The sequence below is a fragment of the Pseudomonas sp. PS01299 genome (assembly GCF_029960145.1).
Taxonomy (GTDB): Bacteria; Pseudomonadota; Gammaproteobacteria; order Pseudomonadales; family Pseudomonadaceae; genus Aquipseudomonas; species Aquipseudomonas putida_A.
In genome coordinates this window covers 24,218-38,566 of sequence record NZ_JASCPO010000003.1, presented here as the reverse complement: position 1 = coordinate 38,566, position 14,349 = coordinate 24,218, and the positions used below count along the sequence as shown (strand labels likewise).

The following is a 14,349-nucleotide window of genomic DNA, read 5'->3' as shown; positions in this document are numbered from 1 at the left end:
AGAGTGGCTGCGGCCAAGGAGTGAAAAATGGTGACGTTTCTGATTTTTCTGATCGCGTGCGGCGCTGCGGCGACTACCGGGGTGATTTTCAAACCCGGGCCATGGTACGAAGGGCTCAATAAACCCGGATTTACTCCACCCAATTGGGCGTTTCCGGTGGCCTGGACAATAATCTATCTATTGCTGGCCTGGGCCGGTTATCGCTTGAGCCTGACTCCTGGCAGTCAGACGGTATTGGCGCTGTGGGCCGCGCAAATTGCCCTGAACACGTTGTGGACGCCGGTGTTCTTCGGCGCGCATCAGGTGGCCGCCGCCATGGTGATTCTGCTGCTGTTGTGGCTGGTGGTCGCGGTGATGGTGTTTATGGCGTTGCGCCTGGATTTGATCACCGGGTTGATCCTGTTTCCGTATCTGGCCTGGCTGTGTGTAGCGGCGGCGTTGAATTTTTCGATTCTGCGCAATAACCGTGGTTGATGACGGCAGCTGTCATAACTCCCATTTTTTCTGACAAAAATGCGGTTTTCCAGGCATTCAAAATATCTTTCCAGGCCCTTGAAAGCGCAGGTCCCCGCTCAGGACGGGGATTTCGCAATGAACAACAGTTCATTACTGAATTAGTGATTTAACTAGGTAGTTACCTATCTATATAATGCACGCCTCATTTCAACGGGACATTCAACGTGAAGCAGAGTCAACGCCTCTCGGGCATATCAAAATTCATTCTGGTCGGGCTGGGGGTGATCATCGCCCTGCTCGGCCTGGCACTTGCGGCTGGCGGAGTGAAGCTGGTCAGCCTGGGAGGGTCGTGGTACTTCCTCGTGGGCGGTCTGGTGATGGCCGTTTCCGGTCTGCTGATCGCTCGCTACAAGACGGCCGGCGCCTGGCTGTTCGCGGCGTTTCTGGTCGGGACAGCGATCTGGGCGGTGAGCGATGCCGGGCTGGTGTTCTGGCCGGTGTTCTCGCGTCTGTTCATGTTCAGCGCCGTGGGTCTGGCGGTGACGCTGGTCTACCCGCTGCTCAAGCGTGCCAACGGTGGTGTTCCGGGTCGTGGCGCTTACGGCGTTGCCGCTGTCCTGGCCGTGGGACTGGCGGTGGCTGCCGGCAACATGTTCGTTGCGCACCCGACTGTCGCCGCGACCGGCACTGGTCCGGGCCTGACCCCGGTTGAGCCAGACAAGGCGCAAAAAGACTGGGCGCACTACGGTAATACCGAGGGCGGCAGCCGCTTTGCTGCGCTGGACCAGATCAACCGCAACAACGTCGACAAGCTGAAAGTAGCCTGGACCTACCACACCGGTGACGTCGCCGAGAGCGATGGCAACGGTGCCGAAGACCAGCTCACTCCGCTGCAGATCGGCAACAAAGTGTTCATCTGCACCCCGCACAACAACCTGATCGCGCTGGATGCCGACACCGGCAAAGAGCTGTGGAAGAACGCGATCAACGCTAAGTCGAAAGTCTGGCAGCGTTGCCGTGGCATGGCCTATTTCGATGCGACCAAGAGCATCGCTCAACCAAGCAATTCGAGCATCATCGAAGCCAAACCGGCGCCGGCCGCCAATTGCCAGCGCCGTCTGCTGACCAACACCATCGACGCCCGCCTGATCGCGGTCGATGCCGACACCGGCGAGTTCTGCCAGGGTTTCGGCAACAACGGCCAGGTTGATCTGAAGGCCGGTCTCGGTGACGTACCGGACAGCTACTACCAGCTCTCCTCCGCGCCGCTGATGGCCGGCACCACTGTAGTGGTCGGTGGTCGTGTAGCCGACAACGTACAGACCGACATGCCGGGCGGCGTGATCCGTGGTTTCGACGTGATCACCGGCGCCATGCGCTGGGCCTTCGACCCGGGCAACCCGCAGGACAAAAAGGCCCCGGCCGACGGCAGCACGTATGTGCGCAGCACGCCGAACAGCTGGGCGCCGATGTCCTACGATCCGGCGACTAACACCGTGTTTCTGCCGATGGGCAGCTCGTCCACCGACATCTATGGTGTCGAGCGCAGCAAACTCGATCACACCTACGGCGCCTCGATCCTCGCGCTGGACGCCACCACCGGTGATGAACGCTGGGTGTTCCAGACCGTGCACAACGATCTCTGGGACTTCGACCTGCCGATGCAGCCGAGCCTGATCGACTTCACCAAGGACGGCAAAAGCGTTCCGGCGCTGGTCATCGGCACCAAGGCCGGGCAGATCTACGTGCTCGATCGTGCCACCGGCAAACCGTTGACCGAGGTTAAAGAAGTCCCGGTCAAAGCCGCGAACATCCCGAACGAACCGTACTCGCCAACCCAGCCAAAATCGGTGGGCATGCCGCAGATCGGTGCCCAGCATCTGACTGAGTCGGACATGTGGGGCGCCACCCCGTACGACCAGTTGCTGTGCCGGATCGATTTCAAATCGATGCGTTACGACGGCCTGTACACCGCGCCGGGTACCGATAAATCCCTGAGCTTCCCGGGTTCGCTGGGCGGCATGAACTGGGGCAGCATCTCCACTGACCCGGTGCACGGTTTCATCTTCGTCAACGACATGCGCCTGGGTCTGTGGATTCAGATGATCCCGTCGCAGAACAAGGCTCAAGCTTCCTCCGGTGGCGAAGCGTTGAACACCGGTATGGGCGCGGTACCGCTCAAAGGCACGCCTTACGCGGTCAACAAAAACCGCTTCCTGTCGGTGGCCGGCATTCCGTGCCAGGCTCCGCCGTTCGGCACTCTGACCGCCATTGATATGAAGACCCAGAAAGTCGCGTGGCAGGTTCCGGTCGGCACCGTTGAAGACACAGGTCCCTTGGGCATTCGCATGCACCTGCCGATCAAGATCGGTCTGCCAACCCTCGGCGGCACCCTGTCGACCCAAGGTGGCCTGATCTTTATCGCCGGCACCCAGGACTTCTACCTGCGCGCCTTCAACAGCGCCAATGGCGAAGAAGTGTGGAAAGCGCGTCTGCCGGTTGGCAGTCAGGGCGGCCCGATGACCTACGTTTCGCCGAAGACCGGCAAGCAGTACATCGTCATCACCGCCGGTGGTGCACGTCAGTCGACCGATCGCGGCGACTACGTGATGGCTTACGCCTTGCCGTAAACCGCAGCGCCCGTGCTGAACACGGGCGCTTTCTTTTTGCGCGCGGCACCTGAGGGTGCCGCGCCGCTTTCCGATATCGCTACAGCTTTGAGCAGGAAGATCTCCATGTTTGGTTTTACTCGTAACGGCTGGGTCAACGGCGTGCTGTTGGGCCTGACCTGCACCACCCTGCCCGCCTTCGCCGATACCGATTCAAACCTGTTGACCCGCAACACCCTGACCGGTGACTGGGGTGGCCTGCGCCACCAGATGGACGAAGACGGCATCAAGTTCACCGGCGATTACACCGGCGAAATGGCTTACAACGCCGACGGCGGCCTGCATCGCTCCGGCCGTTACTCGCAGAACATCAAGCTCGGCGCGCAGTTCGACCTGAGCAAGCTGTATGGCGTAGAGAACGCCGGCAAGGTTCAGCTGACCATCAACGACCGCCGCGGCAACAGCGCCTCCGAAGATCTGGTTGGCAACCGTCTGCCGATCCAGGAAAACTACGGCGGCCTCTACACCCGCCTGACCGAACTGAGCTATGAGCGCAGTCTGTTCACCCCGGCGCTCAACGTGAAGCTGGGTTACATGGCCATGGGCAACGACCTCGGCGGCCTCGACAGCGGCATTCTGTGCAACTTCATGAACGCCGGTTTCTGCGGCCATCCGCTGAACATGTCCGGCGGCAGTGGCTGGACCAACTACCCCAACGCGCACCTGGGCGTGCGGGTGAAATACGACTTGTCGCCATCGTGGCAACTGCGCGTGGCCGCGTTCAACGTCGATCCGGAAAGCAACGGCAACTCCAGCCGCGCCTGGCATCTGGGCCCGAAACACACCACCGGCACCGTGGTGCCGATCGAACTGGTGTACAAGCACGCGGGCCAATTGCCTGGCGAATACAAGCTCGGTTACTACTACGACAGCTCCGACGTGAAACGCATTGGCAGCGACAAAGAAGTCTCCGGCCGTGGCGGTCACTACCTGCTGATCGATCAGGCCGTATGGAGTTCGCCAACGTCCGAGGGCCGCAGCCTGCATGCGTTCGGCCAATACTCGGCGGCCAGCGAAGCGGCTTCGCCATTCAGCAAGTGGTACGGCACCGGTCTGGTGCTGTACAAACCGTTCGAAGGTCGCCCGCGTGACACCGTCGCTCTGGGCTACGGCCGCGCCGTGCCTAACCCGCGCAGCCGCGACGTACAACAGGACGCTGCCATGGCCAATGGCACGCAGTTCCCGAACCTGGACAGTGGCGAGCAGTTGATCGAACTCGGCTACGGCTACCAGGCCACGCCTTGGCTGACGCTGCGCCCGAACATGCAATACATCATCGAACCGGGCGCGTTTTCCGGGCAGGACATCGACAATGCATTGGTGTTTGGCTTGCAGGTGAAAGCCTCGCTCTGACGTCTGGCAGAACTGCAGGCAATAAAAAACCCGGCGTAATGACCGGGTTTTTTATTGCCTGACAATTGTCGTAACCAAGAAGCTCACTCGACACCGAACCTTTACCCCCGAACCAGCGTCGGAGCTAGGGCGTTAACGCTTACCGCTCGCCACGAGGTTTCCGTTTGAAAGCAGCCATCGTCAAAAAATACCGTTTGATCATCAAGACCATGGGCTACGTGGGCTGGTCGCTGTTCTGGTTGTTGCTCTGGGACATCGCCGTCACCGTCGACTTCATGTTGTTCCTCAACGCCAAGATCAACCTGCCGCTGATGCCGTTGACATTGCTCGGTTCTGCGCTGGTGGTGCTGATCAGTTTCCGCAACAGCAGCGCCTACAACCGTTGGTGGGAGGCGCGGACGCTGTGGGGCATGATGATCAACAGCTCGCGCAGCTTCGCCCGGCAGGTGCTGACGCTGCTGGATGATCCCGATAACGAAGTGAACCCGGTGAAGGCGACGCTGTTGCGCCGCCATGTGGCCTACGTCAATTGCCTCGCCGCGCATCTGCAAGGTCAGCCTTGCCCGGAGGAAGTCCGCGCGTTCATCCCGGCGGATGAATTCGCCCGCAGCGGCACCACCAACAACTTTGCCAACGACATCCTCACCGGTTCCGCGGCGTTGCTGGCCAGGGAATACAAGGCCGGGCGCCTGGACAGCATTCGGCTGGCACGGCTGGAATCGACGATGGTCGATCTGTCCAACAGCCAGGGCGGGATGGAACGGATCGCCAATACTCCGCTGCCCTACCCCTACGTGTATTTCCCGCGCCTGTTTATCTCGCTGTTCTGCCTGATTGTGCCGGTGGGGCTGGTGGAATCGCTGGGTTGGTTCACCCCGCTGGCCTCGACGGTGGTGGGCTTCATGCTGCTGGCCATCGAACGCATCGGTACTGACCTGCAAAGCCCGTTTCGCCATAGCGAGCACCAAATCCAGATGGAAGCCCTGTGCGAAACCATCGAGAAAAACCTGCAGTCGATGCAGCGTGATTCGTTGGGGGATGCGCGCAGGGTTGAAGAAACGGCTTGAAGAACGATCTGAGGGATGCCAGGGCGTAAAGCCCTGGCGAGTCGCAGGTGTTACTTCTTCTTTTTCGCCGGCTTGTCAGCCTTCTTAGCATCCTTGGCCTTTTCCGGCTTGCTATCGGCTTTTTTCGCAGACTTTTTCGGTTCGGCGTCTTTCTTCTTGTCTTTCTTGTCGGAGGACTTGGAAAGCGCCGAAGCTGCCGCTGATTTCTTTTCCGGCGAAGACTTTTTGTCTTTCAAGTCCTTGCTGGCTTTCGAAGCATCGTCTTTTTTGCTCTTCTTCTCGTCTTTAGCCACGTTGACCACCTCTCGGAATGTGCCGGTATTGGCACCGGGCCTGTGCGAATGAACACAAGCTGATCGTTAGGCGTGGGCGTTCGGGCGGGGTTCAGATTATTTGACTCGATCCAGCGCCCATGGCGAAGACCGGCCGTTCAACAAGTTGTCAATAGCACAGTTGTGCGACTGTTCTGGAGATAGCGCAGTGATAGGCTTTTCTGGCGTGACATTACGCGAATGCCCGATCTGTTCAGAAGGCAGGTCGGGGCCTATGTATAAGCCCGCTGTCAGCTAACTGAAAGGATTCGAACATGAAAAAGTCCATGACTACTCTGGCCATCGCGGCGACGCTCGCTCTCGCCGCAACGGCCACAAACGCTGCCGTGCATCCAACCACCATCACTGCTCCACAGACGGTCAAGCAGGTGACCGCCTCGATCAACACGCCTTTCGCAACACATAGCAAAGCCGGAGAAATCCAGACGGCCAGCCTGGCCAGAAGTTGCTCTGATGAGCGCTATTCCTGGTGGGAATTCAGTGGCTGGGAAATAATCGCCTGCCTCGGAAGCGGTCAGTGGTAATTATTCAGAGGAGGCTGGTGCGTGACTTATGTGCTGAGCACGCACCACAGCCTGTTCTAACCAATGGCTTTGCACACCTGCTTACAGGGTTCTACCACTGGCTTGCTCATAGCTCGAAAGGAAATGCTGCCACTGCGACTCATCCCAGAAAGAATGCCGTCTGAGTTGCGGAATGTCGTGACGCGCCGCGCCCATTGCCGTAACACGACCGCGAGACTTCTCCAGGTCAAGCAGCGCCAGTTCGAAATCGAAGTCTGTGTCGGTAATCGACGCCTTGATAAAGATGTGTTTGGAGCGCATGCAACCGTGCTGCCATTTGCCCGAGTGCATCCGCGCCAGCATTTGCGCCAAACGTTCAAGAAGTCGCAGATGTTGCTCTGTGGTCAACAGACTTGCAGCGCCCTGGCTATACCAGGTATCCAGATCGATGAAGCCGCCCAGGTCTTTGGTAACCAAGACACCCTGCCATACGCCGTCGACTTTTCTCGCGCCATAAAATACCGGTCTTGGCGCATTCACGCCCAGCTCTTCGAGTCTTGAAAGGGCAACGCCTTCACGCAATGCGGTCGGTCGGCCAGTGGGGTAACGGAGACTGCGGAACAAATGGCCGGTCTGGCGCTTTACAAAAAACGTCTTGTCACCTTGAACAATCAGCTGGACACCGCTGGTGCCGCTGCGGCGCACATTCGGCGGTTCCACCCACGACCCGGAAGTACCCCACCAGAAATCAAACTCATCGCGTGCCCTGCCCATTGTGTGCTCCATTTATTGTAGAAATCGTTTCGTGCGACGTTTGCATGAAGGTCGCAACAGCAGCTCAGTCTGTTGGTGGACGTTAATAGTTCCCTCGGTTTTCGAGGATTTTAGGGCCAGCTTGGGGCTTTTACGCAACCACGTGACGAAAATTGGCTATTGAGGGGTGTTTATCCCTTCAGGTGTGTCCTTTTCGCCGATAGCCGACGACATCAAACACAGATGCCAACCGCGTCGCGAGGGTCCGCCCGACTGTTTTTTCGATTAACTTGAAAGCCGTTAAATTGACCCAGGTCATGATTCAATTCGATTGAGGCAAATAACGAGCAACGTCCTTGATCCGCGTTTTCTTTGTGCTAAAAGTATTGCCGCCAGTGGCTCCTTACAGGGATGAGTAAGGGTTTGCTCATCCGCAGCCATTGCCCACGGATGCATACTTTCAACAAGGAAGTCATATGAAAATAGTTGGGTTGTCCGGGATTCTCCCGTCACGCATTGTCAGCAATCAGGACGTTATAAACCTGGTTGAGGAACACTCTAAAGATACCTTCCAGGAAGACTTGCCAAAAACATTGAAGACCATCAGCAAGTTGCTTGAAAAAAGCGGCAGCGGCACGCGCCACTGGCTGGGCGCCGACGAAACGCCAATGCAATTGATGGAGACTGCATTCAACTCGGCGCTCGCTCAGGCCAACATCGACAAGGCCGACCTGGATCTGTTGATCTATCCGAACGTCACCCGCGGGTTCATCGAGCCGGCCAACAGTACGTTCATTGCCAAGGCGCTGGGCCTGAGCTGCAGAAACTTTGATGTGGTGGACGCCTGCAACGGCTGGGTGACCGCCATGGATGTCATCAACAGCAAAATGCAGGCCGGCGAGATTCGCTATGCGGCAATCGTCAATATGGAGTTTGGCATGTCTGCTGGCGGGCCGGTGATGCCCAAGAACTTCTCTTTGCAGTCGTCGGCGGAACTGGCTTACAAGTTTCCGAGTTTTACCATTGGCGAAGCAGTCACCGTCACCATCCTCAGTCATGAGGCCCCGGGCAACTTCAAGTTCTCGTACATCAACCGGCCGGACTTGAGTGACTTGTCGACCATTTCCCTGCCGGACTGGAAATTGTTCTGCAATGAGGAGGATATTCCGCGTATTTCACCGACCGGCGGGCAATATCAATTCAACTCCTACGCGGCAGCCTTGCATGAAGATGGCCGCAATGAAGCGATAAAAGTTTTCAATCTGCAAAACATCTCTGCAGCAGATGTTCATAAAGTGTTTATTCATACCGGTTCGCCAAAGATGTGGGAGCACATTGGGCAACTGATCGGTATTGATCACAAGCTGCACCACGTCGGGCATAAGACCGGCAACATCATTACCGCGTCCATCCCCTACGGCATCTTCGATGCGATGAGTCGTGGCGAAGCCGAGAAAGACCAGTTTTGCATGGGTTGGGCAGGCAGTGGCGGGATGGTCTTCTCTGCGTTGTCATTTACTCTGTAAAGCCTGAAGCAACTTGCCGTCGTGAGGCGGCAAGTTGCTCGTCCATGATCAAACTGTTGGTCGGTACCAAAACGAAAATCGCGCTTCGATCTCTAGGCCAACGGCGGGTAGTCGGTATAGCCCTCTTCCGAACCACTGTAAAAAGTGGAGGCATCCGCAGTAGCCAGCGGCGCATCAAGGAAGAAGCGTTCCGGCAGATCAGGGTTGCTGATGAACAGCGTGCCAAATGTGACTGCATCGGCCAGACCGGTTTGCAGGGCCTGTTCCGCGGACTTCCGGTCATAACCAACATTCAACACGAAAATTCCTGAGAACCGCTTGCGAGCCCCGGGCGCCAAGGGTTTCGCGCCTTCCGGCAGAGTCCCAGGTTCCATGAAATGCAGAATTCCAACGTTTCTCTTTTCCAGCGCTTCTACCGCGTACATGTAGGTCTGCTCGAGATTGGAGTCGCCCATGTCATTGTACGGAATGCGCGGCGACAGCCTGACCGAGATACGGGCCGGTCCGAAGACTCTGATCGCAGCGTCCGTGGCTTCAAGCAAGAACCTCGCCCGCTTCTCAATGGTACCGCCGTACTCGTCGGTGCGTTTGTTTGAGCCGTCTTCCAGAAACTGCGCGGGCAGATAACCATTGGCACCGTGTATCTCTACACCATCAAAGCCCGCATCTTTCGCGGCCTGTGCAGCTTTTTCGTAGTCCGCAATGGTGGACTTGATTTCATCAATGGTCAGTTCGCGTGGGGTCACCGAGGGTTTGATGCCTTCTGGCGTGAACGCCTGGCTATTGAAGGGGACTGACGATGGCGCGACCGGGAGTTCTCCTCCATGAAAATCAGGATGAGATGCTCTACCGGTGTGCCAAAGCTGGGCGAAAATGAGGCCGCCGGCTTCATGAACTGCCTGAGTTACCTTCTTCCAGCCCGCAATCTGTTCAGGCGTATAGATCCCTGGGGTATTCGTCCAGCCGACGGCCTGGGCGCTGATCTGGGTGCCTTCGGTAAAAATAAGGCCCGCCGAGGCACGCTGTGCGTAATAGGTCGCAGTCAATTCGTTGGCCACCTGATCCTTGGATCGACCTCTTGTCATCGGCGCCATGAACACCCGATTTCTGAAAGTGAGCTCTTCGTTGTTCAAGGGGGTTAGAAGCTTAAAATTTCCCATACTTTCCTCAGAATAAATTTTATTGAATGTCCGCCCGTGCCTAACGATTTCTCAAGTGCGGCTCGACCAAAGAAATGCTTCTGTTGGATGCTCGATTGGCTGGCTGCAAGCCGCCGGCAAGAGTGGCGAACGAAGGGTCCGGTTCGGACCGCTTCCCTCAAATGAGGACAGTCGACAAGGTATCAATAATAAACCTGGCGTCAATTAGGCACCGTTCGTACACCTGGTAGGTCTGAGGATACCTACCGTCAGGAAATGGTCGGCGGCGTAGGGGCTGGCGAGCCGTATACAGGGGCCTCGCGCGCAAGAGCAGGACGCTCTGCGTTCATGATCGAACGGCCTGAGCAATCGATGTGAAGGTTCGTTTGAAGCAGGTATCGAGATTGATTGCCCGCGGTTGAAAGGCAAAAACCAGCGCACTGCCAACAACAAAAGTGTTGGCAGAGTTTCATGCTTACATGATCGCGCTGGTTCGATTGAGATCTTCGGTGTTTTTCAAGCCATCGGATGACAAGTTCCGAAGCGCAGCATGGGCGGCCGACAACGCGTTCAAGTAATCCAGTGAAGCAACCTTCCCTACGTACTTGTTGGTCCGATTGCAGCGGCGTCGAACTTCTGCCGGGCAGCATCAACCTCCGGCAACTTGGCGAGCGTCCATTCATGCAGTGCTCGAAAAGGTTGTTGCAGCGTGCGGCCCAGCGGCGTGATTTGGTACTGCACCGCGACTGGCGAAAGCGAAATCACCTCGCGCGATACCAGGCCGTTGCGCTCCAGCCGGCGCAGACATTGCGTGAGCGCTTTTTGGGTGACGCCTTGCAGGCGACGACGGATCGCGTTGAAGCGTTGCGGACCGTCATCAAGCACGGCTAATACCATCATCGACCATTTATCAGCGATCTGCTCGAATAAAGCCCGGCTAGGGCAGTCGGACGAGAAGCACAGCGGTTCGAGTTCAAGCATGGCGGTTTCCTTCTGTATACCCAGGCGCTCTAAGGCGCGAGATTGACGCCAAGTTTACTGGATATACCGAGCCTGAGAACGCTTTCTACCGTTGTTTCGCCGGAACACTCTGACGCACATAATAATTGTCGAATTCACTGCTTTCGGTGAATTGGAAGCCATGGCGGGTATAAAAGCGATTCGAAGCACTTTCTTTGAGAGCGCCAACTTTAACAGGGAGCGCAGCCGCATCCGCCTCTTTGAAAATCTGAGTGAGAACAGCAGCCCCTACACCTGATCCTTGCGCGCTCGGTCTCACATACAAGTGGTCGAGCAAGAGTTCATTGTGGTGATGCTTGACCACTACAAAACCAACCCTCTCTCCAGATACCTCGATATAGCGTGTGTTGCGAGCGTCAAAACCGCCAAGAAACCGCTCACGCGCACGCACCGGATCAAATCGCCCGACACGCTCCAGACTTTCGCGCATGGCCTCAATTCGAATGGCTACAAGATTTTCCACGTCGCTTGGTTGAGCCGGGACCAAAATGACCGGGGAATTTTGATTGGGTGCGACGGGCATAGGTTGTGCTCTATTTACCATCCTGGAAGGCCAGTATAGAGAGCCTGACTTGTGGGGCCCAGTTTGGCTTCACCGTCGAATTCAGGCCCCATCTCAAAAACGAACATGACTTGGTCAATCTGGGTTTTGATTGCCAGAGCCTTGCGTGACCGACAGGTCTCCAATACGACCTGATGGTATTCACATGTCGATATCAGACACGATCATGGCGCAATCAGGCTATTGAATCGGCAGCAAGGCCGGCTAAGGTGCCGTGTCTTCCTATCAAAACAATCCCGGTCAGATCATGGGGTTGATAAGAACTGCGGCGGTTGGACGGGCTTCTTTCGGGAGTTTCAGCAGGCAACGATGGTGCTCGGTCGTGTGCCCGGTCAATTGCTTAAATGTCGATCAGCAGAGAATAAAAATACCGATGATCAGCCCGAACTCCATGGATTCGAGTAGCCAATTGGCGCAGGGCTTCAAGCCTCGTCACGTCACAATGTTGTCCATCGCCGGGATTATCGGCGCCGGTTTGTTCGTCGGTTCAGGACACGCGATTGCCGCAGCAGGGCCGGCGGTGCTGCTCGCCTATCTGTTTTCAGGTCTGCTTGTCGTGCTGGTCATGCGCATGCTCGGCGAGATGGCGGTGGCCAATCCGGACACCGGTTCGTTCTCCACCTACGCCGACCAGGCCATCGGCCGCTGGGCCGGTTTTACCATCGGTTGGCTGTACTGGTGGTTCTGGGTGTTGGTGATTCCCATCGAAGCACTGGCGGCCGGGCATGTGCTGCACCAATGGTTTCCGCAGGTCGATGCCTGGCTGTTCGCGTTGGGATCGATCATTGCGTTGGTGGTGACCAACCTGTTCAGCGTGTCCAAGTATGGTGAATTCGAGTTCTGGTTCGCCATGGCCAAGGTTGTGGCGATCATCGGCTTCATCGGGGTCGGTTTTGCCGTGTTGATGGGCTGGGTGCCCGACCGCGAAGTCAGCGGGTTGAGCGGCCTGATGGCCGAGCACGGCGGGTTTGCGCCCAACGGCTTGTCGGCGGTGGTCGGCGCTTTCATCACGATCATGTTCAGCTTCATCGGCACTGAAGCGGTGACCATCGCGGCCGCCGAATCGAATAACCCGGCGCAGAACATCGCCAAGGCCACCCGCTCGGTGATCTGGCGCATCGGCGTGTTCTACCTGCTGTCGATCTTCGTGGTCATCTCCGTGGTGCCCTGGAATGATCCGTTGCTGGCCTCGGTGGGCTCGTATCAGCGCGCCCTGGAAATCATGAACATTCCAAACGCCAAGTTCATGGTCGACGTTGTCGTGCTGATCGCCGTGGCCAGTTGCATGAACTCCTCGATCTACATTGCCTCGCGCATGCTGTACTCGCTGGGCCGTCGCGGCGATGCACCGAAAGCGCTGAAGGCGACTTCCGCGGCCGGTGTGCCACGCGCCGCCGTGATCGCCAGCACCGTGCTGGGTGCGTCGATCACCGTGTGGAGCTACTTCATGCCCGCCGGGCTGTTCGAGTTCCTGCTGGCCAGTTCCGGGGCGATTGCCCTTCTGGTGTACCTGGCGATTGCGGTGTCGCAGCTGCGCATGCGGCGGATATTGCAACAGCGCAAGGTCGAGCTGACCTTCCGCATGTGGCTGTTCCCGTGGCTGACGTGGCTGGTGATCGGCTTCATCTGCGCGGCGCTGGCGGTCATGATGATCACCCCGCAGCACCGCACCGAAGTCACCACCACCATTGGCCTGGCGCTGGCAATCTCCTTTATCGGCCTGATGACTTCGCGTCACCCTGCCCCGGCGGCACGCGCAACCTCGGTGGGCTAGGCGTTCACGCCGAAGCCGATATTCCCTTGGCGAAGACCAAGGGAATGACCGACGCCTGCATCTCAGACCGATTCCTGTGAGGACACGATGTCATCGACCCCCTCCGTGGCCGACGGTAAGACCCAATCCGTCGGGTTTCTGCTGTTGGATAAATTCACCCTCATGTCGCTGGCATCCGCCGTCGAACCACTGCGCATGGCCAATCAATTGTCGGGGCGAACGCTGTATCGCTGGCATACCTTCAGCCCCGGTGGAGCGCCGGTCTGGGCCAGCGACGGGGTCCCGATCACGCCGGACGCCTCGTGGAGCAACCCCGGCGTGGCGGACACGGTGATTGTCTGCGGCGGGGTCGGCATCCAGAGCGCGATCACCCGTGAGCACACCACTTGGCTGCAAGCCCTGGCGCGCCAATCCAGACGCTTGGGCGGCGTGTGCACCGGTAGCTGGGCACTCGCCAAAGCCGGATTGCTCGATGGTTATGAGTGCAGCGTGCATTGGGAATTTCTGGCGGCCATGCAGGAAGCTTTCCCACGCGTAAACGTCAGCACCAGCCTCTTCACCCTCGACCGCAACCGCTTTACCAGTTCCGGAGGAACAGCGCCGCTGGACATGATGCTGCACCTGATCGCCCGCGATCATGGTCGTGAGTTATCAGCCGCCATCTCGGAGATGTTTGTTTACGAGCGCATCCGCAACGAGCAGGACCATCAACGCGTACCGCTCAAGCATGTGGTCGGTACGCATCAGCCCAAGCTGCAAGAAGTCGTTGCGTTGATGGAGGCCAATCTTGAGGAACCGATCGAGCTGGACAACCTTGCCGAATACGTCGATCTGTCACGCCGACAGCTGGAGCGGCTGTTTCAGAAATACCTGCAATGCACGCCGTCACGCTACTACTTGAAGTTGCGGCTGATTCGCGCGCGACAACTGCTCAAGCAAACCTCGCTGTCGATCGTGGAACTGGCGTATGTCTGCGGTTTTGCCTCCACACCGCATTTCTCAAAATGCTATCGCGAGCACTTTGGGGTGCCGCCGAGCGACGAGCGCTCAGGTTCTGCAATGAGTCGTAAACGGATAACGCCGCCATCATCGATCAACACACTGACAACGCTCGATCAGGCGAGAAACGAATCGACGTTTGCCAGCGTTCGAATGATGGCGAGTGTCGATCTGGCTTGAATGAACCGAGGCAAAT

Annotated in this window: 14 protein-coding genes; 8 read left to right on the top strand and 6 right to left on the bottom strand. The window is 57.6% G+C overall.

Annotated features, from left to right (window positions below):
- Nucleotides 1-30 precede the first annotated feature (30 nt).
- On the top strand, nt 31-474 hold the full coding sequence (locus QMX91_RS01730; protein ID WP_282412175.1) for a TspO/MBR family protein: 444 nt from the start codon (nt 31-33) through the stop codon (nt 472-474).
- A gap of 206 nt (nt 475-680) precedes the next feature.
- A complete protein-coding gene (locus QMX91_RS01725) occupies nt 681-3,086 on the top strand; it encodes a glucose/quinate/shikimate family membrane-bound PQQ-dependent dehydrogenase (RefSeq protein ID WP_282412158.1) in 2,406 nt (801 codons plus the stop codon).
- Here QMX91_RS01725 and QMX91_RS01720 read toward each other — a convergent pair.
- A complete protein-coding gene (locus tag QMX91_RS01720; RefSeq protein WP_282412157.1) occupies nt 3,071-3,193 on the bottom strand; it encodes a hypothetical protein in 123 nt (40 codons plus the stop codon). The genes QMX91_RS01725 and QMX91_RS01720 overlap by 16 nt on opposite strands.
- Here QMX91_RS01720 and QMX91_RS01715 point away from each other — a divergent pair.
- Nucleotides 3,192-4,478, top strand: a complete 1,287-nt coding sequence (locus QMX91_RS01715) for a carbohydrate porin (RefSeq protein WP_027611780.1) — start codon at nt 3,192-3,194, stop codon at nt 4,476-4,478. The two genes, QMX91_RS01720 and QMX91_RS01715, sit on opposite strands and share 2 nt — an antisense overlap.
- A gap of 164 nt (nt 4,479-4,642) precedes the next feature.
- Nucleotides 4,643-5,545, top strand: coding sequence for a bestrophin family ion channel (locus tag QMX91_RS01710; protein ID WP_007967141.1), 903 nt, complete (start codon nt 4,643-4,645; stop codon nt 5,543-5,545).
- Between the two features lie 50 nt (nt 5,546-5,595).
- On the opposite strand, the gene QMX91_RS01705 is transcribed toward QMX91_RS01710, so the two are convergent.
- Nucleotides 5,596-5,838: a hypothetical protein gene (locus QMX91_RS01705; protein ID WP_103367089.1), complete on the bottom strand. Its 243-nt coding sequence runs from the start codon at nt 5,836-5,838 to the stop codon at nt 5,596-5,598.
- 293 nt (nt 5,839-6,131) lie between these two features.
- Here QMX91_RS01705 and QMX91_RS01700 point away from each other — a divergent pair, with 293 nt between their 5' ends.
- Nucleotides 6,132-6,401: a hypothetical protein gene (locus tag QMX91_RS01700; RefSeq protein WP_098964028.1), complete on the top strand. Its 270-nt coding sequence runs from the start codon at nt 6,132-6,134 to the stop codon at nt 6,399-6,401.
- An 81-nt stretch (nt 6,402-6,482) separates the two neighbouring features.
- Here QMX91_RS01700 and QMX91_RS01695 read toward each other — a convergent pair whose 3' ends face one another.
- The gene (locus QMX91_RS01695; RefSeq protein WP_202368202.1) at nt 6,483-7,154 is read right to left on the bottom strand and encodes a lipopolysaccharide kinase InaA family protein; all 672 of its coding nucleotides are present in this window, start codon (nt 7,152-7,154) and stop codon (nt 6,483-6,485) included.
- A gap of 455 nt (nt 7,155-7,609) precedes the next feature.
- On the opposite strand from QMX91_RS01695, the gene QMX91_RS01690 reads away from it, so the two are divergent.
- A complete protein-coding gene (locus tag QMX91_RS01690) occupies nt 7,610-8,659 on the top strand; it encodes a 3-oxoacyl-[acyl-carrier-protein] synthase III C-terminal domain-containing protein (RefSeq protein WP_282412156.1) in 1,050 nt (349 codons plus the stop codon).
- Between the two features lie 92 nt (nt 8,660-8,751).
- Here the strand turns inward: QMX91_RS01690 and QMX91_RS01685 are convergent, their stop codons facing one another.
- From QMX91_RS01685 to QMX91_RS01675, 3 genes are all read right to left on the bottom strand, one after another.
- Nucleotides 8,752-9,819 carry an alkene reductase gene (locus QMX91_RS01685; RefSeq protein WP_134786406.1) on the bottom strand — a complete coding sequence of 356 codons (1,068 nt, stop codon included), beginning with the start codon at nt 9,817-9,819 and terminating at the stop codon, nt 8,752-8,754.
- A gap of 576 nt (nt 9,820-10,395) precedes the next feature.
- Nucleotides 10,396-10,779 (bottom strand): helix-turn-helix domain-containing protein, encoded by a 384-nt coding sequence (locus tag QMX91_RS01680; RefSeq protein ID WP_027611764.1) that lies wholly within the window; start codon nt 10,777-10,779, stop codon nt 10,396-10,398.
- A gap of 85 nt (nt 10,780-10,864) precedes the next feature.
- Nucleotides 10,865-11,341, bottom strand: a complete 477-nt coding sequence (locus QMX91_RS01675; protein ID WP_134786407.1) for a GNAT family N-acetyltransferase — start codon at nt 11,339-11,341, stop codon at nt 10,865-10,867.
- Between the two features lie 412 nt (nt 11,342-11,753).
- Here QMX91_RS01675 and gabP point away from each other — a divergent pair, with 412 nt between their 5' ends.
- Both gabP and QMX91_RS01665 read left to right on the top strand, forming a co-directional pair.
- Complete coding sequence (gene gabP, locus QMX91_RS01670) at nt 11,754-13,154, top strand: GABA permease (protein WP_047597273.1); 1,401 nt, start codon at nt 11,754-11,756, stop codon at nt 13,152-13,154.
- A gap of 87 nt (nt 13,155-13,241) precedes the next feature.
- The gene (locus QMX91_RS01665; protein WP_134786408.1) at nt 13,242-14,333 is read left to right on the top strand and encodes a GlxA family transcriptional regulator; all 1,092 of its coding nucleotides are present in this window, start codon (nt 13,242-13,244) and stop codon (nt 14,331-14,333) included.
- Nucleotides 14,334-14,349 lie beyond the last annotated feature (16 nt).

Coding starts and splice junctions, on each gene's coding strand:
- QMX91_RS01685 (WP_134786406.1), bottom strand. CDS start 9,819: ATGGGAAATTTTAAGCTTCTAACCCCCTTGAACAACGAAGAGCTCACT.
- QMX91_RS01700 (WP_098964028.1), top strand. CDS start 6,132: ATGAAAAAGTCCATGACTACTCTGGCCATCGCGGCGACGCTCGCTCTC.
- QMX91_RS01680 (WP_027611764.1), bottom strand. CDS start 10,779: ATGCTTGAACTCGAACCGCTGTGCTTCTCGTCCGACTGCCCTAGCCGG.
- QMX91_RS01720 (WP_282412157.1), bottom strand. CDS start 3,193: ATGGAGATCTTCCTGCTCAAAGCTGTAGCGATATCGGAAAGCGGCGCG.
- QMX91_RS01665 (WP_134786408.1), top strand. CDS start 13,242: ATGTCATCGACCCCCTCCGTGGCCGACGGTAAGACCCAATCCGTCGGG.
- QMX91_RS01675 (WP_134786407.1), bottom strand. CDS start 11,341: ATGCCCGTCGCACCCAATCAAAATTCCCCGGTCATTTTGGTCCCGGCT.
- QMX91_RS01715 (WP_027611780.1), top strand. CDS start 3,192: ATGTTTGGTTTTACTCGTAACGGCTGGGTCAACGGCGTGCTGTTGGGC.
- QMX91_RS01695 (WP_202368202.1), bottom strand. CDS start 7,154: ATGGGCAGGGCACGCGATGAGTTTGATTTCTGGTGGGGTACTTCCGGG.
- gabP (WP_047597273.1), top strand. CDS start 11,754: ATGATCAGCCCGAACTCCATGGATTCGAGTAGCCAATTGGCGCAGGGC.
- QMX91_RS01690 (WP_282412156.1), top strand. CDS start 7,610: ATGAAAATAGTTGGGTTGTCCGGGATTCTCCCGTCACGCATTGTCAGC.